Annotated in this window: 19 protein-coding genes; 10 read left to right on the forward strand and 9 right to left on the reverse strand. The window is 72.7% G+C overall.

The genetic code is table 11. The annotated features are described in order from the left end of the window. Positions 1-204 precede the first annotated feature (204 nt). The 4 genes from ACFT2C_RS22750 (at position 205) to ACFT2C_RS22765 (ending at position 6876) form a co-directional block, all read left to right on the forward strand. Positions 205-1455, forward strand: coding sequence for a thiolase family protein (locus ACFT2C_RS22750; protein ID WP_377209357.1), 1251 nt, complete (start codon positions 205-207; stop codon positions 1453-1455). 66 nt (positions 1456-1521) lie between these two features. Further along, positions 1522-3585, forward strand: coding sequence for a 3-hydroxyacyl-CoA dehydrogenase NAD-binding domain-containing protein (locus ACFT2C_RS22755; RefSeq protein ID WP_377209386.1), 2064 nt, complete (start codon positions 1522-1524; stop codon positions 3583-3585). 87 nt (positions 3586-3672) lie between these two features. Beyond that, positions 3673-5496, forward strand: coding sequence for an NAD-binding protein (locus ACFT2C_RS22760; RefSeq protein WP_377209358.1), 1824 nt, complete (start codon positions 3673-3675; stop codon positions 5494-5496). Positions 5497-5553: 57 nt separating this feature from the next. Beyond that, positions 5554-6876, forward strand: a complete 1323-nt coding sequence (locus tag ACFT2C_RS22765) for an amino acid permease (protein WP_377209359.1) — start codon at positions 5554-5556, stop codon at positions 6874-6876. Here ACFT2C_RS22765 and ACFT2C_RS22770 read toward each other — a convergent pair. Next, positions 6821-8233: a PLP-dependent aminotransferase family protein gene (locus ACFT2C_RS22770; RefSeq protein WP_377209360.1), complete on the reverse strand. Its 1413-nt coding sequence runs from the start codon at positions 8231-8233 to the stop codon at positions 6821-6823. The genes ACFT2C_RS22765 and ACFT2C_RS22770 overlap by 56 nt on opposite strands. Positions 8234-8365: 132 nt before the next feature. Here ACFT2C_RS22770 and ACFT2C_RS22775 point away from each other — a divergent pair, with 132 nt between their 5' ends. Both ACFT2C_RS22775 and ACFT2C_RS22780 read left to right on the forward strand, forming a co-directional pair. Next, positions 8366-10000 (forward strand): hypothetical protein, encoded by a 1635-nt coding sequence (locus ACFT2C_RS22775; RefSeq protein WP_377209361.1) that lies wholly within the window; start codon positions 8366-8368, stop codon positions 9998-10000. A gap of 12 nt (positions 10001-10012) precedes the next feature. Continuing rightward, positions 10013-10645 (forward strand): metallophosphoesterase, encoded by a 633-nt coding sequence (locus ACFT2C_RS22780; RefSeq protein ID WP_377209362.1) that lies wholly within the window; start codon positions 10013-10015, stop codon positions 10643-10645. 154 nt (positions 10646-10799) lie between these two features. Here the strand turns inward: ACFT2C_RS22780 and ACFT2C_RS22785 are convergent, their stop codons facing one another. After that, the gene (locus ACFT2C_RS22785) at positions 10800-11030 is read right to left on the reverse strand and encodes a helix-turn-helix domain-containing protein (RefSeq protein WP_377209363.1); all 231 of its coding nucleotides are present in this window, start codon (positions 11028-11030) and stop codon (positions 10800-10802) included. A gap of 253 nt (positions 11031-11283) precedes the next feature. Between ACFT2C_RS22785 and ACFT2C_RS22790 the strand changes: the two genes are divergently transcribed. Continuing rightward, entirely contained in the window at positions 11284-12054 is a 771-nt protein-coding gene (locus ACFT2C_RS22790; protein ID WP_377209364.1) for a class I SAM-dependent methyltransferase, read from the forward strand. On the opposite strand, the gene ACFT2C_RS22795 is transcribed toward ACFT2C_RS22790, so the two are convergent. From ACFT2C_RS22795 to ACFT2C_RS22815, 5 genes are all read right to left on the reverse strand, one after another. Next, a complete protein-coding gene (locus ACFT2C_RS22795; RefSeq protein WP_377209365.1) occupies positions 12055-12801 on the reverse strand; it encodes a metallophosphoesterase family protein in 747 nt (248 codons plus the stop codon). A gap of 29 nt (positions 12802-12830) precedes the next feature. Beyond that, a complete protein-coding gene (locus ACFT2C_RS22800; RefSeq protein ID WP_377209366.1) occupies positions 12831-13607 on the reverse strand; it encodes a hypothetical protein in 777 nt (258 codons plus the stop codon). Beyond that, complete coding sequence (locus ACFT2C_RS22805) at positions 13604-14488, reverse strand: hypothetical protein (protein WP_377209367.1); 885 nt, start codon at positions 14486-14488, stop codon at positions 13604-13606. Before ACFT2C_RS22805 ends, ACFT2C_RS22800 begins: the two co-directional genes overlap by 4 nt. A gap of 82 nt (positions 14489-14570) precedes the next feature. Further along, a complete protein-coding gene (locus ACFT2C_RS22810; RefSeq protein WP_377209368.1) occupies positions 14571-17156 on the reverse strand; it encodes a tetratricopeptide repeat protein in 2586 nt (861 codons plus the stop codon). Between the two features lie 61 nt (positions 17157-17217). Further along, positions 17218-19419, reverse strand: coding sequence for a DEAD/DEAH box helicase (locus ACFT2C_RS22815; RefSeq protein WP_377209369.1), 2202 nt, complete (start codon positions 19417-19419; stop codon positions 17218-17220). A 98-nt stretch (positions 19420-19517) separates the two neighbouring features. Here ACFT2C_RS22815 and ACFT2C_RS22820 point away from each other — a divergent pair, with 98 nt between their 5' ends. Continuing rightward, complete coding sequence (locus ACFT2C_RS22820; protein WP_377209370.1) at positions 19518-20174, forward strand: MSMEG_1061 family FMN-dependent PPOX-type flavoprotein; 657 nt, start codon at positions 19518-19520, stop codon at positions 20172-20174. Positions 20175-20178: 4 nt separating this feature from the next. On the opposite strand, the gene ACFT2C_RS22825 is transcribed toward ACFT2C_RS22820, so the two are convergent. Beyond that, positions 20179-20844 (reverse strand): GNAT family N-acetyltransferase, encoded by a 666-nt coding sequence (locus tag ACFT2C_RS22825; RefSeq protein WP_377209371.1) that lies wholly within the window; start codon positions 20842-20844, stop codon positions 20179-20181. A 465-nt stretch (positions 20845-21309) separates the two neighbouring features. Between ACFT2C_RS22825 and ACFT2C_RS22830 the strand changes: the two genes are divergently transcribed. Further along, positions 21310-21690: a helix-turn-helix domain-containing protein gene (locus ACFT2C_RS22830; protein ID WP_377209372.1), complete on the forward strand. Its 381-nt coding sequence runs from the start codon at positions 21310-21312 to the stop codon at positions 21688-21690. A gap of 77 nt (positions 21691-21767) precedes the next feature. On the opposite strand, the gene dxs is transcribed toward ACFT2C_RS22830, so the two are convergent. Next, a complete protein-coding gene (gene dxs / locus ACFT2C_RS22835) occupies positions 21768-23654 on the reverse strand; it encodes a 1-deoxy-D-xylulose-5-phosphate synthase (protein ID WP_377209373.1) in 1887 nt (628 codons plus the stop codon). 173 nt (positions 23655-23827) lie between these two features. Between dxs and ACFT2C_RS22840 the strand changes: the two genes are divergently transcribed. Then, positions 23828-25279, forward strand: coding sequence for a GuaB1 family IMP dehydrogenase-related protein (locus tag ACFT2C_RS22840; RefSeq protein ID WP_377209374.1), 1452 nt, complete (start codon positions 23828-23830; stop codon positions 25277-25279). Positions 25280-25289 lie beyond the last annotated feature (10 nt).

Consider the following 25289-nt stretch of genomic DNA (forward strand, 5'->3'; position numbering starts at 1 on the left):
GGTCCGAGTCTCCCGGCGTCCACCGGGAGACTCGGACAGGCGCTCTACTTCGTCAGTCGCGAGGGCGAGACTCCGTTTCAGCAGTCCCCGAACTTGGTCTCACTTCGTGCGTGCTTTTTACCGGTACTCGCGGTAGCGTGTATCGCGATCCAGCGGCGTCGCTCACCGGACGTCGCCGTCCCGAAAACCCCAGGAGTTCTGCTGATGACCGCAGCCCCGGAAACACCGCGTGCCCGCCGTGCGGTGCGCGACGTCGTCTTTGTCGACGGCGCCCGTACGCCCTTCGGCAAGGCCAAGCCCGACGGCCTCTACGCGCAGACGCGTGCCGACGACCTGATCGTGAAGGTGGTGCGCGAGCTGCTGCGGCGCCACCCCGAGCTCCCCCCGGAGCGGATCGACGAGGTGGCCATCGCCGCCACCACCCAGCAGGGCGACCAGGGGCTCACGCTCGGCCGCACGGTCGGCATGCTCGCCGGTCTCCCCCAGTCCGTGCCGGGCTACGCCATCGACCGCATGTGCGCCGGGGCCATGACCGCCGCCACGACGACCGCCGCGGGCATCGCCATGGGCGCCATCGACATCGCGATCGCCGGCGGCGTGGAGCACATGGGCCGCCACCCGATGGGCTTCGACGCCGACGTCAACCCCCGCTTCGTGGCCGAGAAGCTCGTGGACCCGCAGGCCCTGAACATGGGCGTCACCGCGGAGAACCTGCACGACAAGTTCCCGCACCTGACCAAGGAGCGCGCGGACCGGTTCGCCGTCGAGTCGCAGGCCAAGTACGCCAAGGCGCTGGCCAACGGCAACATCGACCCTGACCTGGTCCCGGTCGCCGTCCGCTCCTCCGAGCAGGGCTGGGGCCTGGCCACCACCGACGAGCTGCCCCGCCCCGAGACCACCTTCGAGTCCATCCAGGGTCTCAAGACGCCGTTCCGCCCGGGCGGCCGGGTCACCCCCGCGACGTCGTCCCCCCTGACCGACGGCGCCACGGGCGCCATCCTCGCGGCGGGCGACGTCGCCGCCGAGCTGGGCCTGCCCGCGCAGATGCGCCTGGTCTCGTACGGCTTCGCCGGCGTGCCCCCGGAGATCATGGGCTACGGCCCGGTGCCCTCCACCGACAAGGCGCTGAAGACCGCCGGCCTGACCATCGACGACATCGGCCTGTTCGAGCTGAACGAGGCGTTCGCGGTGCAGGTGCTGTCCTTCCTGGACCACTACGGCATCGCCGACGACGACCCGCGCGTCAACCCGTACGGCGGCGCCATCGCCATGGGCCACCCGCTGGCCGGCTCCGGCGTCCGCCTGATGACCCAGCTCGCCCGCGAGTTCGAGCAGTACCCCGAGGTCCGCTACGGCCTCACCGCGATGTGCGTGGGCCTGGGCCAGGGCGGCAGCGTCATCTGGGAGAACCCGCACCACGCCGACTACTCCGGCCACACGGACGAGGAGAACTGACCCGTGCCCGACACCCCCACGACGTTCACCGAGCGCGTCACCCACTCCCTCGTCCGCGACGTGCGGATGCCCGGCGGCGCCGGCGTCCTCGCGCTGGTCACGCTCGACAACGGCCTGGACCACACCAAGCCGAACACCCTCGGCCCGGCGGGCATCGCCGAGCTGAAGGCGGCCCTCGAGGTCGTCCGCACCCGGGCCGAAGCCGGCGAGATCGCCGCCGTCGGCGTGACAGGCAAGCCCTACTTCGTAGCCGCCGGCGCCGACCTCAAGGGCATCACCTCGGTGCACGGCCACGACGAGGCGGTCGAGCTCGGCCGCGCGGGCCACGCCGCGTACACGATCCTCGGCGACCTGCGCGCGGCCACCGGCGTGCCGACCTTCGCGTTCGTGAACGGCCTGGCGCTGGGCGGCGGCCTCGAGGTCGCCCTCAACTGCGACTACCGCACGGTGGCGTCCGACGCCGCGGCGCTCGGCCTGCCCGAGACCGGCATCGGCCTGGTGCCCGGCTGGGGCGGCGCCTACCTCGTGCCGCGCCTGGTCGGCGTCGAGAAGGCCATCGACGTCATCCTCACGCGGCCTGCGGCGAACAAGCCGTACAAGCCCGCCGAGGCCCGGGGGATCGGCCTGGTCGACGAGCTGTTCGAGGCCGCCGACTTCCTGGAGCAGTCCATCATCTGGGCCGCGAAGGTCGTCACCGGCGAGGTCGAGGTGCCCCGCCGCGAGCTCGACCCGCAGCCCGTGTGGGACGGCGTCGTCGCCGCCGCGAAGGCGCAGCTCGACACCCTGGTCGGCGCGTCGCGCCCCGCGCCGCACCGCGCGCTGGAGCTCATCGCCGCCGCCCGGAACGCCACCAAGGCCGAGGCGTTCGCCGCGGAGGACCAGGCGCTGGCGGACCTGATCATGTCCGACGAGATGCGCGCCAGCATCTACGCGTTCAACCTCGTGGGCGGCGGCAAGAAGCCCGTCGGTGCTCCCGACCCCAAGCTCGCCAAGCCGATCACCAGGGTCGGCGTCGTGGGCGCCGGCCTCATGGCCGCCCAGATGGCGTTCCTGTTCGCGCAGCGGCTCGGCGTCCCCGTCGTCATGCGCGACCTGGACCAGGAGCGCGTGGACAAGGGCCTGGCCTTCGTCCGCGAGACCGCCGAGAAGCTGGCCGGCCGCGGCCGCCTGGCGCCCGACGCCGCCGCCCGCATCGTGGCGTCCGTGTCCGGCACCACCGACATCGGCGAGTTCGCCTCGTGCGACTTCGTGATCGAGGCCGTCACCGAGGTCATGGGCCTCAAGAAGAAGGTGTTCGCCGAGCTGGAGAGCGTCATCTCCCCCGAGACGGTGCTCGCGACCAACACCTCGGCGCTGTCCGTCACCGAGATGGCGGCGGACCTGGCTCACCCCGCGCGCGTGGTCGGCATCCACTTCTTCAACCCGGTGGCCCAGATGCCGCTGGTCGAGGTGATCAACGCGCAAGCCACCTCCGACGAGGCCCTGGCCACGGCGTTCGCCATCACGAAGAAGCTCCGCAAGACGGCGATCATGTCGGCCGACCGTCCGGGCTTCATCGTGAACCGCCTGCTGCTGCTCGTGATGGGCCAGGTCGTGGACGCGATCGAGGGCGGCACCCCCGTCGAGGTCGCGGACCGGGCGCTCGCGCCGCTGGGCCTGCCGATGCCGACGTTCGAGCTGACCGACCTGGTCGGCCCCGCCGTCGCGCAGCACGTGCTCACCTCGCTGCGGGAGAACCTCGGGGACCGGATCCCGGTGTCGGCGGGCCTGGCCAGGATCGTCGAGGACGGCACCCGGGTGGTGCTGGACGCCCCGGCCAAGGGCCTGCACAAGCCGGTCAACCCGGCCGTCCAGGAGTACTTCGGCCCCGCCCGTCCCGGCGAGCCGGGCGTGCTCGACGCCGACGGCGTGCTCGACTCCGTGCTCACGGCGCTGACCACCGAGATCGGCCTGATGCTGGACGAGGGCGTGGTGCCCGGCCCGCAGCAGATCGACCTCGCGATGATCCTCGGCGCCGGCTGGGGCTTCCACACGGGCGGCATCACGCCGTACCTGGACCGGACGGGCTACAGCGAGAAGGTCCTGGGCAGGCGACTCCTGCCGGACGGCGTGGCGAACGTCCCCTCCTGAGCCGCAGGTAGCGCCCGACCGGACCCTCCGGCGGCGAGCCCCCACCCGTGGGCTCGTTGTCGGAGGGTCCCGCTACGCTCTGCGAACATGACAGATGCCGGATCGGGCGCGCACGCGCACTACGTCGTCGTCGGGGACGGGCCGCTCGCCTATCGCCTGACCAGGGCGCTCACGACCCGCTTCAGCGGCACGGTGACCGTCGTCGTCCCGGACCGCACCTCCCGGTACGCGCAGGAGATGCTCGCCATCAACCGCGACGGCAACGGCGACCGCATCGACGTGCTCGAGGCGGACCGTCTCGACGAGGAGGCGCTCAAGGCGGCCGGCGCGGGCCGCGCCGCGGCGGCCGCCCTCGTGAACCAGGACGACGGCGGCAACGTCGCCCTGGCGCTCCTGCTCCGCGAGGCCTGGCCCGAGCTGCACGTCGTGGTGCGGATCTTCGACGAGTCGCTCGGCCGGCACCTGCAGCGCGACCGCTGCACGGTGCTGTCGTCGTCGGCGTTCGCGGCTCCGGAGATCGTCGGCGCCGCGCTGCGCCGCCTCATCCGCCTCCCGGTGCAGCACCGCCGCCTGGTCGCCGTGTCGGACGATCAGACGTCCCTGCCGACCCGCATGGTCCTGTTCGCCACGGCCGCGGACGGCACGGTCACGGCGCTCCCGAACGACGACGAGATGCCAGGGCTCGCCCCCAAGGTGCTCCTGGCGGACGCCGCGCAGGACGACGTCCTGCCCGAGATCAAGGCCGACCTCGAGCCCGACGAGGACGAGGTGGACCCGCACCGGCGACGCCGGTTCGGCGAGTACCTGCGCACCCTGGCGATCACCTCCGGCTGGAACCTGCTGCTCGCCGCCGGGGTCCTTCTCGTGGTCGTCCTCGTCGGCGCTGTGACGATGAAGCTCGCCACGGGCTCGTCCTGGGCCGGGGCACTGTACGAGGCGGTGCTGCCCTCTCTCGCCGGCAGCGACCCGGACAACGACGCGAACCCCGTGGTCAAGGCCACCCAGGTGGTGCTGACGATCGTGAGCGTCGCGGTCATCCCGTGGGTCACCGGTGTCGTGGTCGACGGCGTGGTGCGCACCCAGCGCCTGCTCGACACCGGCTCCCCGCTGCACCCGATGGCCGACCACGTGGTCGTCGTCGGCCTCGGCGATCTCGGCACCCGCATCGTGCGGTCCCTGGACCGGCGCGGTGTGCCGGTGGTCGCCGTCGACGTCGCCGAGTCGGCGCGCGGCGTCGCGATCGCCCGCGCCCGCGACGTCCCGGTCGTGATCGGCGACGCCCGCCGGGCGGCGACCCTGCGCGCCGCATACGTGGACACCGCCCAGGCGATAGTGGTGGTCACCAGCGGCGGGGCGACGACCATCGGCATCGGCTTCGCGGCCCGCTCGATCCCGCGGCCCAAGGACGCGCCCGCGCGGCTGCGCACGGTCCTGCGGGTGTACGACAAGGACCTGTCGCGCCGCATCCGGCGCGAGATCCCCGACTCCGCGGGGCTCAGCTCCTCGTTCCTCGCCGCGCCGTGGTTCGCCGCAGCGATGATCGGCCAGGAGGTCAAGGCGACCATCCCGTACCGGGACCGGGTGCTGGTGCTCGCCGAGATCGTGATCATGGAGGGCAGCAGGCTCGCCCGCATGCAGCCCGACGACGTCGACCTCGACGGCGCCGAGGGGGACGGCGGGGCCGACGTGAAGAGCCGCCTGCTCGCGATCCGCACCAAGCCGCAGGCCAGCGGTGGCGGCGGCCGGATGATCGAGCCGTCGGAGGGCTGGTACCTGCACCCGGACGACACGCTGATCGTCGTCGCGACCACCGCGGGGCTGCGCCGGCTGCGCGAGCTGGCGAGCGCGCCGCAGCACGCGCGGACGGCGTCGAACAGCCCAGGCGAGCCGGAGCGAACCGGATCGGCCTGAACGACTGGCCCCGGATCGGCCCGTTCGCCGGTCCACCGGGCGCCTAGCGTCAGGGTCATGCGACAAGGTCTCAGCGTCCCCCAGGGCGCCGCGCTCACCCTCGGCGCCATGCTCGGCACCGGCGTCATCTCGCTTCCCGCCCTGGCCGCGGACGTGGCCGGCCCGGCGTCCCTGGTGGCGTGGGGCGCGCTGGTGCTCCTGTCGATCCCGCTCGCCACGACGTTCGCGGCGCTCGGCGCGCGCCACCCCGACGGCGGCGGGGTGGCCACCTATGCCCGCCTCGCGTTCGGCGAGCGGGCGTCCACCATGGTCGGCTGGGCCTTCTACGCCACGATCCCCGTGGGCGCCCCTGCCGCCGCGGGCTTCGCCGGCGCCTACGTCGCCGACGCGACCGGCGGCGGGACCGGGACCGCGCTCGTCACCACCGTTGCGATCATCGCGGTCTGCGCGGTCATGAACTGGTTCGACCTGCGCGTGTCCGGCACGGCGCAGCTCGTCATCGCAGGAGTGGTGGCGCTCCTGCTGGCGGTCGCGGTGGTCGTGGCGCTCCCGCACGCACAGGCCGCTTACCTGACCCCGTTCGCCCCGCACGGCTGGGGCGCTGTGGGCTCCGCGGCCGCCCTGCTCGTCTGGGCCTTCGCCGGGTGGGAGATCCTGGGCTCGCTGTCGGCGGAGTACCGCCGTCCTGCCCGGGACATCCCGCGGGCCACGGCGATAGCGGTGGCGGCCGTCGGGGTGCTGTACCTCGGTGTCGCGTTCGCGACCGTGGCAGTGCTCGGCCCGGCGCCCGGGCCCGCGCCGCTCTCGGACCTGCTCGTGCTCGGGTTCGGCGAGCAGGCCCGGCCCGTCACCACGGTGCTGGCCGTGCTGCTGACCATCGGCGCCATCAACGTCTACTTCGCGGGCGGCAGCCGGATGGGCGCCGCGCTCGCCCGCGACGGCGCGCTCCCGGGCTGGCTCGCGACGGCGCCGGGCCGCACGCCCCGCCGCTCGCTGGCCCTCATCGCCGGCGTCGCCCTCGGCACGACGGCGCTGCTCGCCGCCCTGCACCAGTCCACCGACGCGATACTCCTCATGGCGACCGCCACGTTCTCCCTGCTCTACGTGGTGGGCGCGGCGGCGGCGCTGCGCCTCCTGCCGCGGTGGGGCATCGCATGGTGGTGCGCCGTGGTGTCGCTGGGCGCCGCGCTCGGGCTGCTCGTCATGACCGGCCCGCACATGACCGGCCCGGTACTCGCCGCCCTGGGCGGCCTCGCCTGGGCGACGTGGCGGCGCCGCCGGGCGCGCGTCGCTGCGCCGGCCGCACCCTCCGCCGCTCCGGCCGTCACGGCGTCAGCAGACGCCCCAGCGTCCGAATCCCTGGCCGGATCGAGCTCGTGACCGCGCTGCCGATCCCGAGCACTATCCCGTCGCGGTGGGGGCCCACCGCGAGGGCGGCGAGGGACTCCAGGGCGAGCGACCGGCGTCGGGCACGGGCGACGAGGACCTGCGAGCTCACCGAGGCGTCCGCGGGCAGGTAGGCCGCCAGGTGCAGGCCCGCCGCGGTCGGGACGGGCTCGACCGGCAGCTCCGCCAAGGCGTCCAGCAGGATCTCGTACCGCTCCGTGTAGCGGGCCGAGGCCTTCCGGACGTGCCGGGCGAGCAGGCCATCGTCGATGAAGCGCGCGAGCGCGGCCTGCACGTGCACGGCGCCGTGCCCGTCGGTGAGCTGCCGGGCCGCGAGCAGCGCCTCCCTCAGCGACGGCGGCGCCACCAGGTAGCCGACCCGCAGGCCGGGCAGGAGCGACTTCGAGAACGTACCGACGTAGACCACGCGGCCGTCCCGGTCGAGGGCCTGCAGCGACTCCAGCGGACGGCGGGCCCGGCGGAACTCGCTGTCGTAGTCATCCTCGACCACTGCGGCCCCGTGCCGCGCGGCGTGTGCCAGCAGGGCCCGCCGTCGGGCGAGCGAGAGGGGCATCCCCAGTGGGAACTGGTGCGACGGCGTGGTGTAGACCAGGCGGGCCTCGGCCGGGATCTGGTCCACGACCAGGCCGTCGGCGTCGACGGGCACCGGCACGACGCGCGCCCGGTGCAGCGCGAAGAGCTCGCGCGCCTCGGGGTAGCCGGGGTCCTCCATGGCGACGACGTCCCCCGGTTCCAGCAGCACGCGCGCCACCAGGTCGAGGGCCTGCTGGGCACCGGTGGTGGCGATGACGTCGTCGGGCCCGGCGTGGACCCCGCGGGAGCCCGCCACGTAGCGGGCGACGGCCTCGCGGAACCGGGGCAGGCCCGCCGGGCCGCCGTACGAGCCGGCCGCGGCACCGCCCGCGCGCGACTCGGCGGCCAGCAGCCGGCGCCAGGTGTCGAAGGGGAAGAGGCTTGCGTCGGGGATGCCCACGCGGAAGTCGTAGTCCGGGACCGGCGCGTCCGCGCTCGTAGGATGCGCGCTCCAGCGCCACCCCGCCCGCGGGCGAAGTGCGCCCGGGCCCCGGTGCCGCACGGGCGGGGCGTCGCTCGCCGCAGCGGTGGCGAAGGTGCCCGCGCCGGTCCGCGTCTCCAGGAACCCCTCCGCGACGAGCCGTTCGTACGCGGTGGCGACGCTCGCGCGCGAGACGCCGAGGTCGCGCGCGAGGTCGCGCGTCGAGGGCAGCCGCTCCCCCGCCGCGACCCGGCCCGTGGTCAGGGCACCGTGCAGGGCCCGGTAGATGGCGTCGGTGCGCCCGGTGCGCTGGCTGAGATCGACGGCGAGGTCCACCCGCCGATCATGACCCATCCCGGCGTACCTGACAGCCGCCCATTACGGTTCGGACTCATCGCGGCAATTCACCCTGTTCGGCAGCCCCTTTTCGCCGCTTCGGGGCAAAAGGCGCACCTAGCATCGCGGCTCATGAGCACTGACACCGCGCCGGCGGCCACCCCACCCGAGGAGCCGACCGACGCACCCGCCGGGATGCCCGAGACGGCGGCGGCCGCCCAGACGCCCGAGACGGTCGATGATGCCGAGCCGACCGAGCCGACCGGAGGCGAGCCCGCGCCGTCGGCCCGCCCGCTGACCGCCGCGCTGCTCAACCTGAGCGGCTTCGGGCTGGGCTACCTGCACCTGCGGGCCTGGGCGCGCCTCGTCGTCGCGCTGGCCGCGACGGCCGCGCTCGTGTGGCTCGCGCTGCCGATCGGGCGCGAGCCGATCGACGCCTGGTGGGCGGTCGGCTACGTGGGCGCGCTGGTCCTGTTCGCGCTGGACGCGGCGCTCCTCGCCCGACGCCGGATGCGGCGCGAGGTGCGGCGCCCCACCGTCTGGACCCCGGGCGCCGCCCGCCGCGTCGCGTGGGCCACGCTCGCCGTCGTCCCGCTGCTGGGTGCCGCGTACGTCGTGACGCAGCACGAGGTGCTGGAGCAGTACCTCGCCTACGACCTTGACCAGGCCGAGGAGAGCCTGGAGTCGACGGGCACCGCGTTCCCCCCGTACGAGAAGGTGTACGACGCCGCTTACGCGACCTATGTGCGGACCGCGGCCGAGCACTCGCGCACACGTGCCGCCGACCGCGTCCCGGGCCTCATCGACGACCTGTACGCGCAGGCCAAGGGCACGGACATCTGCAACGCCGTAGCCGCCCAGCGGCACTTCGCGAAGCCCGGCACGACGGGGGCCCTGCGCGATGTTGCCCGGAGCGAGCTGCCCGGCGGCCTGCACGACTGCGGTCTGCGCTCGACGGAGCGCGGCGTGCTCGCCAGCGCGCGCCCCATGCTCACCGAGCTCCTGAAGGATCACCCGGCCAGCGACCCCGCCCAGGACCTGCCCAAGGAGCTGGCGGCCTGGCGGGACGACCTGATCAGGAACCTGACGAGCAAGGGCGGCTGCACCGACACGACGCTGGTGACGGCATCGACCGGATTTCTCGGGGGATTCGACGCGGGGAAGGTCAGCGCGCTGGCCGACAAGGCGCGCACCGAGGTCCCCGCCGGCCTCCTCACGTGCGGCGTGACGCAGTTCGAGGACCGGCAGTACACGGCTGCGCACGAGAACCTGGACGCGCTCCTCGACACCTATCCGCGGGCGAAGGACGCCGACTACGCGGAACGGCTCCGGATCGCCACGGGGATCGCGCAGCTCGAACCCTCGGCGGGCGTGGGCCTGCCCGCTCGTGCCGAGCCTGAGGGGACGGTCACGATCACTGTCTTCAACCACAGCCCCGACCCGTTCGAGATGGTCTACACCGGGCCCGCGACCGGCGTCATCGCTATCGACGCGTGCGACGGCTGCGTGTACTACGCGGAGGGTGACGAGCCGGAGTGCACCAGCTATTCGCTGACGATCCCGAGCACGACGGTCACGATCCCGGCCGGCGACTACCGCACGGCGGTCGGCAGGAAGGCGTGGTGCGCGGCTGGCTGGACGGCGGCGTCCAGGAGGCCGAATTCACGACGGACAGCTCCACCTGCGTCTGGACAACGGGGCCCTGAGCCCCGCCGTCCGCTCCCGGGCCGCCGAATTCAGTTCCCTCGGCGGCCCGGGAGCGGTTGAATGGCGTCTTACATGACTACGTACTACACGTCCGACCTGCACTTCGGACACCTGAACATCATCCGGTTCTGCGATCGCCCGTTCCCCGGCGTCCCCGCGATGAACGCCCGGCTCGTCGAGCTCTGGAACGAGACCGTCACCGACGACGACACCGTGTGGGTGCTGGGCGACGTCGCCCTCGGCGCCCTCGACGAGTCCCTCGCACACATCGGGCGGCTCGCGGGCCGCAAGATCCTCGTTCCCGGCAACCACGACCGCTGCTGGGAGGGCGACCGCGCCCTACGCAAGGGTGACCCGGAGGGCCGCGAGCGGCGTCGGGCGGCCGCGCGGGAACGCTACCTGGCCGCGGGTTTCGCCGAGATCCATGACCGGCCGGAGCGGGTGGCCCTCGGCGACGAGGAGGTCGACCTGTCCCACTTCCCGTTCGAGGGCGACTCGCACGGCGCGGACCGGTTCGTCGAGTACCGGCCCGTGGACCGGGGCGGCTGGGTGGTGCACGGCCACGTGCACGACACGTGGCGCCAGCGCGGGCGGCAGATCAACGTCGGCGTCGACGTCTGGGGCGGGCGGCCCGTGTCCGCCGAGACGATCGCCGGGCTCATCGGCGACGGCCCTCGCGAGCTGGAACCGCTGGGCTGGGCCTGACACGACTCGCGACACGACGTCGGACACGACAAGAGCGCACGTTCTGTAGGTGATGAACGTGCGCTCAGGCGTCAGGGTGCGTGGCGTCAAAGGTGCTCGAGGCCCACGCACTGCGTCAGCGGAAGCGCCAGGGCGCCGCCCGCCGCGCGGGGGGTCATGCGGATACGAGGGACTCCGAGTCGCGGTGCTCGCGGTCCGACTTGTAGGACTCGATCTCCTCGGCGTTGAACATGAGGTCCGCGCCGACCATGTGGTAGTCGATCTCACCTGCCTCGAGAAGGTCGATGACGTGCAGCTTGGACACTCCCAGCAGCCGGGCCGCCTCAAGCGCGGTCAGGTCATGGTGCGGTCTGATGACTTCTGCTTCCAATGTGATCTCGTTCACACGGCCAGTCTTGCTCGTTCAGGCGGTCGGAGTCCAGTCGAATCGGTGCGAGTTTCAGTATCTGGTCCAAGATTCTTTTCTCCCGCGACGGCCGCGGACATGGCAATTGCTCACGCACACACCCCGACGAGTGAACGCGGCGCCGCGTGAGATGTGACACGATAAGCGCCATTCCGCTGGTCCCCGATTGCGAGGCGGCGGGTTTCCAGTCAACTGGCGGATCGAAACGATCCATCGCGCGCGAGGGGGATGGATGGCCGCGCCGTCCGCAGTGCCCACACTGATTCCAGCCGTCGGCAGCGCGTCTCCCGATCTTCAGGCGATTCTCGATATCAATCGCGCCGCCTATGACATGCTCGCGGGAACGTACAGGGGCTCTGCGGAGATCCGTCAAGAGAACGCCAAGAAATGGCTTACTCATCGGCTGCCGCAGATTGCCGTTGACGCACATCCGACGGCGCTGGACATCGGCTGCGCGGACGGCACCCACTCACGCGTCCTGTCCGCGCTGGGGTATGCGGTCACCGGCGTCGACTTCTCGGCGCCCATGATCACCGCGGCACGTGAGCTCGCGGACGACCCGACCTTGGCCAGCAGGCCGCGACTGCTCCACGGCGAGTTCCTCTCCGGCCGGTACATCGACGAGCACGGTGCGCAGGCCCGGCTCGACGGCACACGTTTTGACCTCGTTCTCGCTACGGCCTTCGTGCACCTCTTCCCGCCCGAGTCCGACGACGACGCCGTGCACAAGGTGCTCGCCTACGTCGCCCCCGGCGGTACCGCCCTGATCTCCACGACCGCCGCCATGTCGAACCGGCAGGGCCTGGAGACCAAGGCGGGTGCGGACGGCCGGGTCACCCATCGCTGGCGGAACCACTACACGCTTGAGTACTTCGTCTGGCTCGTGGCCGAGGCAGCCCGCGACGTCTACGGCGCGAAGGTCTCGGTTCAGCCGTGGGTGGTCGTCGACCCGGACTCCGCGGAGAAGCTCTGGATCGACGTCGCAGTGACCCGACCGGCCTGATCACATCTCCTGGAACCCCCGATACACGGCCGTGCGCAGCTCGACCGCATATGGCTCGAGCGCAGGCATGCCCAGCCGTGCGGCAGCGGCAATCTCGGCCTCGATGTCGTACGGCACCCGGACGAACTGCAGCCCGAAGGGCGCCGGCCCCGGCTCGTCGACCATCCCCTCGAGAATCGCATAGCTCGGGACCGGTTCGTCCAGCGGGTTGCCCACGCTGCCCACGTTGAAGAGCGTCCGTCCGCGTTCCACCTCGACGAATGCGTCGTGGATGTCGCCGTACCCGACCATGGTGGGCGCCGGCCCGTGGCCGGTCATCGGGGTGTTGACGAACATGCCCTCGAACTCCTCGGTCGTGTGGTGAGCATGCACCCGGACGTGCGGGCTGCTCGCCGACGCGTGGAACAGCCTGATGTGCCGCCCGCTGATCAGCAGGTCGTGACTTAGTGGCAGCGCTTTGAGCCACTCGCGCTGGTCCTGGCGCAGCTCGTCGCGCCACCAGGTCATCTCGGTCGCCGACTCGTCGCTCCACGTCGGCAGGTGATCGTCCCAGTTGCCCCGGATATTGACGTCGCACACCTTGTCGCACCGATCGACCGTCTCGCTGCCCCGCGGCCCCTTTCCGACGAAGTCCCCGAGGTTGATGATCCGATCTACCTCCCGAGACCCGATGTCGTTGAGAACCGCCTCAAGTGCGGTCAGGTTGCCGTGCACGTCGCTGATCAGGGCAATTTTCTCCAAAGGCACACCCCGGATAGTGCCACATCTCGGCCGCGTTACGCGGTTTCAAGCCGATATCCGAGCAATCGATCAACTTCGCGAAGAATGTGCGTCACGTACGACTGGCCTCCGGGTGGACCGTCGAACCCTGATGCACGGAGCCGAATCCAGGCAGCCTGCCGACGAAAGACATGGAACTCCAGGTACCCCTTGGGTTCAGGTGACCATGGGTCCGCGATCGTCGCGCTGTGTTGCACCCAGGAGCGATAGGTGTGCACGTAAACCACGCCCTCGCCGCTCACACCATCGAACCGCTCAGCGAACGACCGAAGAGTGCCGTGCGCTTTCTCCATCCGCGTGAGAAATGCGTCCTCGTCGTAGTAGACGCCCACCAAGTCCTGGACCTGCGCCCGCTCCCGCGACCACTGCGGATCCGCCATCACGAAGTCCACCCTCACGCCACGGGCCACCGCCTCCGCGATGCGGTCCTCATCGGCGGAGATCCTGGTCAGTCCGACCCCGAAACAGAGCACGCGCTCCTGAGCCGCGCCCCAAACCTCATAGGTGTCACCCTCCCGGCTGTAGTCGCCACCGACGGCCTCGATACCCCGCATCCGGCGGCGCTCCTCCTCCAGGCGGCGAGACGACTCCACGAGCTCGCGATACACCCACAGCGGCGTCGCCACCACGATCACCGCCGTCATGCAATAGACGATGACCTGAGCCGCCCGTTCCGGGACGACGTCCGGCACGAAGGTCAGAACGAGGTTCGACGCGACGCCAAGCGCTACGACGACCAAACCTCCGCGCGCCCATCCCCCGCGGTCCGTCACGACGTTGCTCCCGGGCGCTCGCACTCCTCGCCCAGCGCCCGTCCTTCTTCCCCGGGACCCAGAGCCGGCGGACGACGCTCCGCCGCCGGCACCGGATGCCCCACGGCCAGGGAGAGCGAGTGCAGGACGTGGCGCAGGATCGGCGGGTTGAGGTCGTCGTCGCCGTCGTACTGCTTCAGGCCGATGCCGAGGCGTTCGATGGACTTCCGGTAGAGGTGGAACTCCACGTACCCCGACGCCTCGGGTGTTCCCGGGTCCCGGATCGAGCCGCTGTACTGGACAGTGGTCCGGTAGGTGTGGATGTTCAGCCGGCCCCGTCCCGCCGCGTTGATCTGGCGGGCGAGCCCTTCCAGCCGGACGTGCGCCTGCAGCACCTGCCCGATGAACGCCTCGTCCCGGTCGTAGTACCCGTCGATGGTCGCGGCGATCGCGGGGTGGTCGACCAGCCACTCGGGATCGACCTTGATCACGTCGACGTCCACGCCGCGGTTGACCATTGCCCAGATCAGGTTCGGATCGCGCGCCACGCTCGTCATGCCGAACCCGAAGACGACGACCTGCCGCCGCGCCGCCTTCCAGATGTCGAGCGAAGCATTCCGGTGCTCGCGGTCCGCGCTCACCCACGCGATGCCCCGGTGCTGGCGCAGCTCGTCCAGCAGGCGAGCCCGCTCCAGCTCGGCCTCCCGCTCCACCCGCTGGCGGGCGGCGATGGTCTGCTCGAACAGGTACACGACGGCGATGACCACCGTTCCGACGGCCGTGCACCAGACGATCGCAATCGTCACCCGATATGGAATCACATCGGGGACGAAGCTCAGGGCGAGGTTCGACATCGCACCCAGCGCGACGACCAGAAGACTCCCTCGTGCCCAACGCTGCATGTGGACCACCCCCAGGATTCGCGCACAACGACCTGGTACCAGGAATCTGATGCTAAAGCAACAATTTGGTCAAGTCTAGATATTAACGAAACATCAGTTTCGCCGGTGAACTATCGCGAGCCACCGCGTTCCCGGCCGAGGCCCCCAGCGCCCAGCCCAGCTCCTCCGCCTCCGCCCGCGCCCGCTGTGCCTCGTCGAACCGCTCCTGGTCGTGCAGCGCGAGCGCCAGCGCCCGCAGCGCCTCCGCCAGCCGCGGCCGGTACCGCGCCGCGTTCTCCGCGACGAGCTCGCGCAGCAGCGCCACCGCCTCGCCCGCGGGTGCCACGGCCTCGTCGCCGAGCCGGAGGACGGCGAAGATCGCGCTCACGTTCGCCAGCGACTGCGCCAGCCGGGGGCGGTAGCGGTGCGGGTCGGTGCGGACCAGCTCGCGCCACGTCCTGGTCGCCTCGCGCTCCGCGTCCAACGCTTCCTGCGGCAAACCCAGCCGGGAGCAGGTGACGCCGACGGCGGACAGCGCGTCCGCCAGCTCGGGCGCGTACCGTCCGGGGTTGTCGGCCACGAGCCTGCGCTGCACCTCGACGGCCTCCTGCTGCAGCGCGCGGCCCTCGACCCGTCTGCCCTGGTCGGAGAGCCGGCTGCCGAGCGCCTGGAGCGAGTACGCGAGGTCCGGCAGGTACCGCCCAGGATTCTCCTCGGCGATCTGACGGCGGGTCTCGACGGCCTCCTCGATGTACGGCAAAGCCTCCGCGCCGCGCTCCAGGTCCGTGAGCGCGGCGCCCATGACCTGCAGCGAGTCCCCGAGGCCGGACAGGTGCTCGTCCGGGTCGGCGGCGGCCAGGCGCCGCCGGATCGCCAGCGACTCCGCCGCGGGCCCCAGCGCCTCCTCGGCCCGGCCGAGCTCGAGCAGCCGCCGCGCGACGTTCATCAGGGACAGGGCCAGCGCCCAGGTGAAGCGTTCGGGGTTCGCGCCGGCGAGCTGGCGCCACAGTCCGGCCGCCTCGCGGCTCGGCCCGAGCGCGGCCAGCGGCTTGCCCAGCTCGGCGAACGTCACGGCCAGGTTCGACACCGCCATGGTCAGGTCCCGGATCAGCACGCCCGGGCGGTCCGCCGCGACGACCCGGAGCAGGTCGACCGCCTCCTCCTCGCAGCGCAGCGCCTCCTGAGGCCGGCCCTGGTCGGAGCAGGTGGCGCCCAGGTTCGCGAGCAGGGCGGCCAGCCGAGGCCGGAACCGGTGCGGGTCCGCCGCGGCCAGCCCGCGGAACAGGGTGACGGCCTCCCGCTGGTACCGCTCGGCGTCGGCGGCGCGGCCGACCTCCCCGAGCGCCACCCCGGCGTCGCGCAGCGCCTCGGCGCGGCGCGCGGGGTCGCCGTCGGGCGCGGCGGCCAGCGTGCGGAGCGCGAGCTCGGCGCGAAGCTCGCCGAGCGCCAGCGACGGGTGCGGGAGCGCCCCGGAGACCGCCCGCAGGGTGTCGTGGTCCTCCGGGAGCGCGGCCACCGCCGCGCCGAGCTGGTCCAGCGCGGCACTCTGGTCCTCGGACCGGCCGTCGAGCCGGTCCACGACGATGCTGACTACGCGCAGGGCCGCCCTCCGGGCAGACGCCGCGCCCGCCCCCGCCAGGCACGCCCCGAGCAGCTCGGGGGTGTCCGTGAGCTCCGCCAGCAGGTGCGGGTCCACGAGCCGCCCGGGCAGCGCCCGGTGCGGGTCCAGGTCGAGGAGCCACCCGCCGACGTCGGCCTCCGCACCCGGCCGCACGCCCGGCCCGACGGCGGCGACGCGGCGCACGAGGTTCTCCGCGGCGTCCGGCGTCCGCACGCCCGTGAGGGTCGCCGCGGCCACGAGCCCGTCCAGCCCCTCGGGCGCGAGGCCCGCCTCGCCGAGCACGCCGGCCTCCTCGGCCGAGCGGAACCAGGTCCAGCGCTCGTGCTCGAGGAGCTCGTCGAGGGCGTCGGACACGTCGACGGGCAGCACGCCGCGCGGCCGGCGCGCCTGCGCGCGCATGACCGCGCAGAGGGCCGCGGCCTGCAGGTCGAGCATCGGGGCGCCGCCGCCCGCCCGCGAGGCGACGGCGACCTGGGGCGGCACGACGCCGAGCACCCGCGCGTACGGCTCCACGAACGCCGTCACGAGCCGCGCGTCCACCTGGCCCGGAAGCACCTCGGCGCCGAGGACGTCCCCTGACCGGGCCGGTTCGAGCAGCGCGCGGACCGCCAGGTCCGTCGCCGTGAGCCGGTTGAACCACTGGCCGATGCCGCGCGCGACCAGCAGGATGCGGAGCGCACCGTTCCGGCCCCGGGCGGCCGCGCGCAGGAGGTCCGCGAGCGCCGGGCCGCGCGTGTCGGCGCCGTCGACGACGAGGAGCGCGGGGGCGCCGTCGGGGACGGCGGCGAGGGCTGCGGGCTCCGCACCGTCGGGCACGTCGAGGCAGGTCCAGCCGGCGTGCGCCATCTCGTGCGCGGCCTCGCGGGCGAGGCGCGTCTTCCCGACGCCGCGCGGGCCGCTGATCAGCCTGGCCGCCGCCGGTTCGGGGCCGTCGCACCAGCTCAGGAGCGAGGCCAGCTCGGTGGCCCGGCCGACGAACGGGACGGTGCGCCGGGCCGGCGCGAGCAGCCGTCCGGGCGACGCGGCGTGTGCGAACGCCGCACCGGTGTGTGACGACAACAGGGACACGACGTCAGTGAACCGCAGTCGGGCTCGAACCGGTTATCACACCCATATGGGTCACCGGGGGTCAGGATGTGCGCCGCAGGCGCTCCTGCTCCTCGGCGAGGATGGTGCGGGACAGGGAGGTCTCGGACGGCGGGGCGACGTCGACCGCCGAGGGCGAGGCGTCGGTGATCTCGGACTGGCGGGCGAACTCCTCGAAGAGCGCCGCCTTGGACCCGAGGATCTCCATCATCCGCTGGTCCACGGAGTCCTCGACGAGGAGCCGGTGCACCTGGACGGTGCGGGTCTGGCCCATGCGGTGCGCCCGCGCGACGGCCTGCGCCTCGATGGTGGGCTTGACCTGGGGCTCGCAGAAGATGACGACGCTCGCAGCCTGCACGTTCAGCCCGACTCCCCCGGCGGTGATCTGGCTGACCAGCACGGACGGCCCGCCGGGCTCGGACAGGGCGTCCACCATGGTCTGCCGCTCGGGCACAGGCACGGATCCGGTCAGGGGCCCGACGGCGAGGTCGCCGAGCAGCTCCATCACCTGCTGAAGGACGGACAGGAAGTAGGAGAAGACGATGACGCGGCGGCCGCCGTCGACCGCCTCGGTGACGAGCTCCCGCAGGCGCACCAGCTTGGCCGACTCGTCGGGCGCGGAGACCGCGAACGCGGCCCGGCGCATCGCCATGAAGTTCCCGGCGAGGACGGCGGCGCGGTAGGCGGCGCCGTCGACCGGGCCGAACTGCTCCCACTCCTCGACCTGCACCATCTCGGGCAGCTCGGTGAGCACGTCCTCCTGGTTGCGGCGCAGGTAGGCGGGCGCGACGATCCGGCGGAAGGCCTTGGCCCCGGACAGGCCGGCGTTGGGGTCGAGCTGGCCGGCGACCTCGGGCTGGAGGTAGCCCACCATGTTCTTGAACTCGGCGACCTTGTTCTCCATCGGGGTTCCGGACAGGAACAGGACGCGGTCGGCCCGGTCGGCCCAGCGCCGCACCTCGCGACCGCGGATGGTCTCGGGGTTCTTCACGTAGTGCGCCTCGTCGACGACCAGGAGCGCGGGGTGCAGGTCGTACGGCAGGTCGAGCCGGCCCAGCACCTCGAACGTCGTGATCCCGACGCCGCCGCCGTCGAGCCAGGCCGCCGCGACGTGCTCGCGGTCCGTGCCGTGCATCACGACGGCGGTCAGGTCCGAATGCTGCTCGACCTCGCGCTTCCAGTTGGTGACGACGCTCGCCGGGCAGACGACGAGCACGTGCGTGCCGCCGGTGGCCACGAGGTGCGCGGCCACCGCGATGGACTGCATGGTCTTGCCGAGGCCCATCTCGTCGCCGAGGATCGTGCGCCGCTGCACCAGCGCGTACTTGGCGCCGAACTGCTGGTAGCCGCGCAGGTTGGCGCGCAGCAGGGTCCGGTCCAGGGGTTGCGCCTCGACCCGCCGCACGACGTCGGCGGGCAGGCCGCCCTCGGCCGCCTCGTGGTCGTCACCCAGGTCCACGACCTGGGACAGCAGGCCGTAGTACTCCGCGGACCGCGCCTCGAAGTCGGCCCACACCTCGGCGCCCTCCGGCGGCTGCCCGACGGCGGCGCGCACCGCTTGCGCGTCGTCCGTCAGCTCCGCGCCCGCCACCTGGTCCGCGAGCGCGGAGACCGCCCGGAAGGCCGCGGTCCTGCGGTCGACGGGCGCCACGAGCCGCCGCCAGACGCTGGTGGCGGGCCGAGCCGGCTCCAGGTGCCCGGGGACGACGGCGGCCACGCGGCGCGCCTCGTCGAGGTGCCGGTGCCGCGCGTCGGTCGCCAGCCCGAAGGCGTACAGGGTCTGGACGAGCACCGTGGCGTACGGGTCGTCAGGGTCGACGTCGATGCGGAACCGCAGCTCGGCGTCTACATCGGAGGCCAGCTCGCGCGCAGCAGTTGTGGCGAGCTTCGCCGTGCCGGCGCCGATGCCCGCCTCGACGAGGCGGTCGGTGCCCGCGACGAGCACCTGGGTGACGGTCCGGAACCCGGCTTTCTCCAGGACGGCGACCCGCAGCTTCTTGCGGCGCTCCTCCAGGGCCGTGACGCCGACCGTGCGCAGGTCGGCGTGAACACGCACCTCGCGCGTGGCCGTGTAGGCCTCGCGGACTCGTTCGCGCAGGTCGGCGGCGGTGTGGGTGAGCACGAGGGCGTCGTCGAGCAGCCCCTGGGCCTGCTCCACGACGCGGCGTGCCGCGCGGGCCTTCCACGGTCGGAGCGAGCCGGCGGGGACTTCTGCTGGGCTGGGGAGGGTCGTCTGCTCGGTCATGGCGCTGCGAGCGTACCCGGATGGTCTGACATGCCCCATTCACCCTGTCCTGGGCAACACCCTGGTCGCGGACGGCGGACCCGGCTTATCTTGAAGCCATGACCCATCAGCTGAGCGACCAGCCGAGCAGGTTCGGCGGAACCCCCGTCACGACAGTCGAGGAGCTCCGCGAGATCATCCCGCCGCCCCTCGGCCCGGCGGCGGGCAAGGTGCGCGCCGCGCTGCACGACCTCGACCGGAAGTGGCTGGCGGCCTCGCCGCTGTGCCTGGTCGCGACGTCCGACGCCGCGGGCAACCTCGACGTGTCCCCGAAGGGCGACCCCGCGGGCTCCCTCGTGCGCGTCCTGGACGACCGCACCATCGCGATCCCGGAGCGCCCGGGCAACCGCCGCACCGACGGCTTCCTCAACGTGCTGGCCAACCCGCACGTCGGCCTCATCTTCGTGATCCCCGGTCGCGGCGACACGCTGCGGGTCAACGGTACGGCCCGCCTCGTGCGCGACGCGCCGTACCTCGCGGAGCTCCAGGTGCGCCGCAACGTCCCGGTGCTCGCGCTGGAGGTCGACGTCGAGGAGGTGTTCCACCACTGCTCCAAGGCGTTCCTGCGCTCCAAGACGTGGGACCCCGCCGCGTGGGACCTGGAGTCGGTGCCCCGGCGTGCCGTCATCGCGCACGCCCTGGAGCGTCAGGACCAGACCCTCGAGGAGGTCGAGGAGCACTACGGCCCGAAGTACGCCGAGACGATCTACGGCTGAGGCCCTACGGCTCGGGATCCATCTTCAGCATCGCGCGGACCGGCGCCACGCCCTCCAGCGTGACGTCCAGGCGGTGCGCGTCGGGGCGCCCGGTCCAGGCCTCGCGGGTCAGGCGGTACCGGTTCTCCATGGCCACCTCGCCCTGCCGTTCCTGCCGGACGACGCCGTTCGGCGCGTAGCCGAGCGCGCGCGTCACGCCGTTCGACTCGGGATTGTCGTCGAACGCCTCGGTCCTCGCGTCGGCCGCGCCGAACCCCTCGAACAGCAGGTGCAGCGCCATCAGCCGCATCCGCTTGCCGATGCCCTGGCCGTGGTGCGCCAGGCCGAGCCAGGAGCCGGTCCCCGCCGAGCGCGTCAAGGGGAAGCCCGCGGCTCCCACGCTCTGCACACCGATCGGCTCGCCCTCGCGGAACACACCGAGCTCCAGCGCCCAGGCCTCCGGCGACACCTTGCCGCGCGACGCCCAGTGGTACTGCAGGAGGCCGCGGCGCACCTCGTCCGGCTCGCCGACGTTCCATGGGAACAGGAACGGCTTCCGGTCAGGCGGGTGGATACCGGCCACGGCGACATCGGCCAGGCGGAGCAGCTCGGCGTCGTCGGGCAGTCGCAGCTCGAGGTCGCCGCAGGTGACCCGGAGGCCGAACGGCGGGAAAGCACTGGCGAGGTCCATGCGCAGAAGGTCGCAGACGCCGTCCGCCCGGAGCAACCGGAAATCCCGCCGGCAGGCAAGGCCGACGCCGGATACCGGGCCGGAGAGTCGGGCCGGCGCCGGGACGCTGGAGCCAGCGCGCCGGGCAGACGTAGAACGCGCCCGGTCGAACGCTCAGAGGAGCTCGGCTGACGCCTCAGGCGGGCACTTGCCTCGGGTGAAGGGTGCCGGGCGCGGTGAATTTCGTTCGCCTGCGCCATCGTCAATTCGGCCCAGCCGAACTGTTCAGCCACGGCGAACTGGTCGAGGCGCAGCCGAACGAAGTTCACCGCACCCGGCACCCCTCCCCGGGGGTACCTGTTCCCAGGGGGACGACACAACGGGCCAGACCAACCAGACCGACCGGCCGCGACCGACGGTACGCAGGACCTCCAGCCCTGTGGACAGCCTCGGACGGCGGCAGGGCGCAGGCGTCACGCTGGTCCCATGGCACGCACCAACTACGACCCGCTGGACCCCGACCCCATCTTCGACGGCACGCTCGACCCCGACATCGACGATGACGTCGACGGCGAGGCCCGCCCTATCGTCCGGCCCCGGCCTGCTCCGACGCTGAACCGCGACGGGCTCGCCAGCCTGTGTGCGGCGGCCATCCGGTTCGAAGCCGCTCGGCGGGGTCTCAGCCAGATGCAGATCGCGGCCGAGGTCGGGCTGTCGCGCGCGGCGGTCTCCGACCGCTTCCGCGGCAGGACGGCCTGGACCCTGGACCAGGTCGGCGTCATCGCCCAGCTCTTCGGCTGCGACCCGGCAGTCCTCGTCAACGAGCCGCGCAAACCGGTCCGGAACGTCGCCGGCGTCTACGGGTGAGCACCGCTCAAGCCAGTGTCGCGGCCGCGGCTCATAGCGCTACCGCGCCGAGGTCGCCGTCCGCCTCGACGGCCCGATCACAGCAGGGCGAGCGCCGCCAGGGCGTCACGCGTCGCGTCCGCGGCGGTCATCCGCTGCGCCCTGACGATGTGGTCGCGGCTCGCGTGGTCGAGGAACGCCACCGGCAGACCGACGTGCACCTGCGGCGTCGCGATGCCCTGCTCCCCCGCCCGCTGCGCGAGCATGTCGCCGACGCCGCCGTCGACCACGCCGTCCTCCACGGTGACCACGAGGTCGTGCTCGCCGCACAGCTTGACCAGGTTCTCCGGGACGGGCAGCACCCACGTGGGCGACGCGACGGTGGCCTCGACGCCGTGCGCCGCGAGCGCGGCACCGGTCTCCATGGCGCAGCCCGCCATCGAGCCCACGCCGACCACGAGCACGCGCCGGGCCGCCGCGCCGGCCGTCGAGACCCCGAACCGCCCCACGATGTCCACGCCGTCGAGCACCTCGACGGCCGGGATGTCGTCGCCGACGGCGCCCTTCGGGTACCGGACCACGGTGGGCGCGTCGTCGACGTCGACCGCCGCGCGCAGGGCTCCGCGCAGCGTCACCCCGTCGCGCGGGGCGGCCAGCCGCAGGCCGGGCACGATCCGCAGCATCGCCATGTCCCACATGCCGTTGTGGCTGGCGCCGTCGTCGCCGGTGATGCCCGCCCGGTCCAGGACGAAGGTGACGCCCGCCTTGTGCAGGGCGACGTCCATCAGGACCTGGTCGAACGCCCGGTTCAGGAACGTCGCGTACACCGCGACGACGGGGTGCAGCCCGGCGAAGGCCATGCCGGCCGCGGAGGTCACCGCGTGCTGCTCGGCGATGCCGACGTCGAAGGTGCGCTCCGGGAACTGCTCCTGGAACGGCGCGAGCCCCACGGGGTGCAGCATGGCGGCGGTGATGGCGACGACGTCGGGCCGGCGTCGGCCGATCTGCACGATCTCGTCGGCGAAGATCTTGGTCCAGCCGAACCGGCTGGGGGCGACCGGCAGCCCCGTCTCGGGGTGGATGACGCCGACGGCGTGGAACCGGTCGGCGATGTCCTCCTCGGCGGGCTTGTACCCGCGGCCCTTCTCGGTGATCGCGTGCACGATCACGGGGCGGCCGTACGCCTTGGCGCGGCCGAGCGCGTGCTCGAGCGCGGCGGTGTCGTGGCCGTCGACGGGGCCGATGTACTTGATGCCCAGGTCCTCGAACATGCCCTGCGGGGCGACGACGTCCTTGAGGCCCTTCTTCAGGCCGTGCAGCCAGCGCCAGGCGAAACGTCCGGGCGGGCCTGAGCGGTGCAGCGCACGCGTGCCCCAGCTCAGGACGGCCTCGTAGCCGCGGGTGGTGCGCAGCGTGTCGAGGTGGTTCGCGAGCCCGCCGATGGTCGGCGAGTAGGACCGGCCGTTGTCGTTGACGACGATGACGAGCTTGCGGTCCCGGCTCCCGGCGATGTTGTTCAGCGCCTCCCAGGCCATGCCGCCGGTCAGGGCGCCGTCGCCGATGACGGCGACCACGTGGTCGTCCTTGGCGCGCACCTGGTTGGCCTTGGCGATGCCGTCGGCCCAGGACAGGGCGGTGGAGGCGTGGGAGTTCTCCACGACGTCGTGCGCGGACTCGGCGCGGCTCGGGTAGCCCGACATGCCGCCCTGCTTGCGCAGCGCGGAGAAGTCCTGCCGGCCCGTGAGCAGCTTGTGCACGTAGGCCTGGTGGCCGGTGTCGAACACCATGGTGTCGCGCGGCGAGTCGAAGACGCGGTGCATGGCGATCGTCAGCTCGACGACGCCGAGGTTGGGGCCGAGGTGGCCGCCGGTGCGCGAGACGCTCTCCACGAGGAACCTGCGGATCTCCTCTGCGAGCTCCGGCATCTGGCCGGGCGTCATCGCCCGGACGTCCTCAGGGGAACGGATGCCGCTCAGCAGGCCCATGCGCGTCCTTTCGTCGTGCCCCCGTGCGGGGGAATCGGGGCCCCACTCTAAGGGGCGCCGACCTCTCCACTGTGCCACGGGAGCACCGGCTCGCACGTCTGTCTCCGATACCTCCACAACGATGTGGCCAGACTCATATGCAGGAGGAGAAGAACTCTTTACGATTGATAAACGTGCGATTCCTTCCCGAGCAGTCCCCGGCCACCGACCTCACCTATGGCGACGTCTTCCTCGTCCCGTCGCGCTCGGACGTCACGTCGCGGTTCGACGTCGACCTCGCGTCCGACGACGGCACCGGCACCACGATCCCGGTGGTCGTCGCCAACATGACCGCGGTGGCGGGCCGCCGCATGGCGGAGACCGTCGCGCGGCGCGGCGGAATGGCGATCCTCCCGCAGGACGTCCCGGCCGACGTCGTGGCGGGCGTGGTCGCGGACGTCAAGGCCAAGGACCCCGTCATCGAGACGCCGGTGGTGGTCTCGCCGCACGACACCGTGCACAGCGTGCTGAACCTGCTCGGCAAGCGCGCGCACGGGGCCGCCGTCGTCGTCGAGGACGACCGGCCCGTCGGCGTCGTGACCGAGTCGGACTGCGCCGACGTCGACCGGTTCACCCGCGTGGCGGAGGTGATGTCCGCCGAGCCGCACATCCTGGACGCCGCGCTGCTGGACGGCCCGGGCGGGCTGGAGGCCGCGTTCGACGTCCTGCACGCGTCCCGCCTCGACCTGGCGCCCGTGGTCCGCGACGGCCTCCTGGCCGGGGTGCTGAGCCGCAAGGGCGCGCTGCGCTCCTCGATCTACTCCCCCGCGCTCGACGCGTCCGGCCGCCTGCGGATCGGGGCCGCCGTCGGCATCAACGGCGACGTCGCCGCGAAGGCCAAGGACCTGCTCGCCGCAGGCGTGGACGTGCTCGTGGTCGACACCGCGCACGGGCACCAGACCAAGATGCTCGCCGCCCTGGACGCCGTGCGGTCCGTGGACCCGACGGTGCCGGTCGTGGCGGGCAACGTCGTCACGGCCGACGGCGTCCGCGACCTCGTGGCGGCGGGCGCCGACATCCTCAAGGTCGGCGTCGGCCCGGGCGCGATGTGCACCACGCGCATGCAGACCGGCGTCGGGCGCCCTCAGTTCTCCGCGGTCCTCGAGTGCGCGGCCGCGGCCCGCGAGCTCGGCAAGCACGTCTGGGCCGACGGCGGGGTGCGCCACCCCCGCGACGTCGCCCTGGCACTGGCCGCGGGCGCGTCGCAGGTGATGGTCGGCTCCTGGTTCGCCGGCACGCACGAGTCGCCCGGCGACCTGAAGTCCGACGGCGCGGGCCGCCTCTACAAGGACTCGTTCGGCATGGCGTCGGCCCGGGCGGTCGCGGCCCGCAACTCGGGTGCGGGGACCGCGTTCGCCCGGGCGCGCAAGGCCCTGTACGAGGAGGGCATCTCCACCGGCAAGATGTACCTCGACCCGGCGCGGCCGGGCGTCGAGGACCTGCTGGACGAGATCACGTCCGGCCTCCGGTCCGCGTGCACCTACGCAGGCGCGCGCTCGCTGGAGGAGTTCGCCGACCGCGCCGTGGTCGGCATCCAGTCGGCCGCCGGCTACCAGGAAGGCATGCCCGTCCCGACAAGCTGGTGACCCCTCGCGG

It is taken from the genome of Promicromonospora sp. NPDC057138 (assembly GCF_042670845.1).
Classification (GTDB): domain Bacteria; phylum Actinomycetota; class Actinomycetes; order Actinomycetales; family Cellulomonadaceae; genus Promicromonospora.

What these genes read in the sequence shown, in the direction of transcription:
- ACFT2C_RS22775 (WP_377209361.1), top strand. Translation starts at nt 8,366, where the DNA reads ATGAGCACTGACACCGCGCCGGCGGCCACCCCACCCGAGGAGCCGACC.
- ACFT2C_RS22780 (WP_377209362.1), top strand. Translation starts at nt 10,013, where the DNA reads ATGACTACGTACTACACGTCCGACCTGCACTTCGGACACCTGAACATC.
- ACFT2C_RS22790 (WP_377209364.1), top strand. Translation starts at nt 11,284, where the DNA reads ATGGCCGCGCCGTCCGCAGTGCCCACACTGATTCCAGCCGTCGGCAGC.
- ACFT2C_RS22820 (WP_377209370.1), top strand. Translation starts at nt 19,518, where the DNA reads ATGACCCATCAGCTGAGCGACCAGCCGAGCAGGTTCGGCGGAACCCCC.
- ACFT2C_RS22815 (WP_377209369.1), bottom strand. Translation starts at nt 19,419, where the DNA reads ATGACCGAGCAGACGACCCTCCCCAGCCCAGCAGAAGTCCCCGCCGGC.
- ACFT2C_RS22765 (WP_377209359.1), top strand. Translation starts at nt 5,554, where the DNA reads ATGCGACAAGGTCTCAGCGTCCCCCAGGGCGCCGCGCTCACCCTCGGC.
- ACFT2C_RS22755 (WP_377209386.1), top strand. Translation starts at nt 1,522, where the DNA reads ATGCCCGGCGGCGCCGGCGTCCTCGCGCTGGTCACGCTCGACAACGGC.
- ACFT2C_RS22805 (WP_377209367.1), bottom strand. Translation starts at nt 14,488, where the DNA reads ATGCAGCGTTGGGCACGAGGGAGTCTTCTGGTCGTCGCGCTGGGTGCG.
- ACFT2C_RS22750 (WP_377209357.1), top strand. Translation starts at nt 205, where the DNA reads ATGACCGCAGCCCCGGAAACACCGCGTGCCCGCCGTGCGGTGCGCGAC.
- ACFT2C_RS22825 (WP_377209371.1), bottom strand. Translation starts at nt 20,844, where the DNA reads ATGGACCTCGCCAGTGCTTTCCCGCCGTTCGGCCTCCGGGTCACCTGC.
- dxs (WP_377209373.1), bottom strand. Translation starts at nt 23,654, where the DNA reads ATGGGCCTGCTGAGCGGCATCCGTTCCCCTGAGGACGTCCGGGCGATG.
- ACFT2C_RS22830 (WP_377209372.1), top strand. Translation starts at nt 21,310, where the DNA reads ATGGCACGCACCAACTACGACCCGCTGGACCCCGACCCCATCTTCGAC.
- ACFT2C_RS22760 (WP_377209358.1), top strand. Translation starts at nt 3,673, where the DNA reads ATGACAGATGCCGGATCGGGCGCGCACGCGCACTACGTCGTCGTCGGG.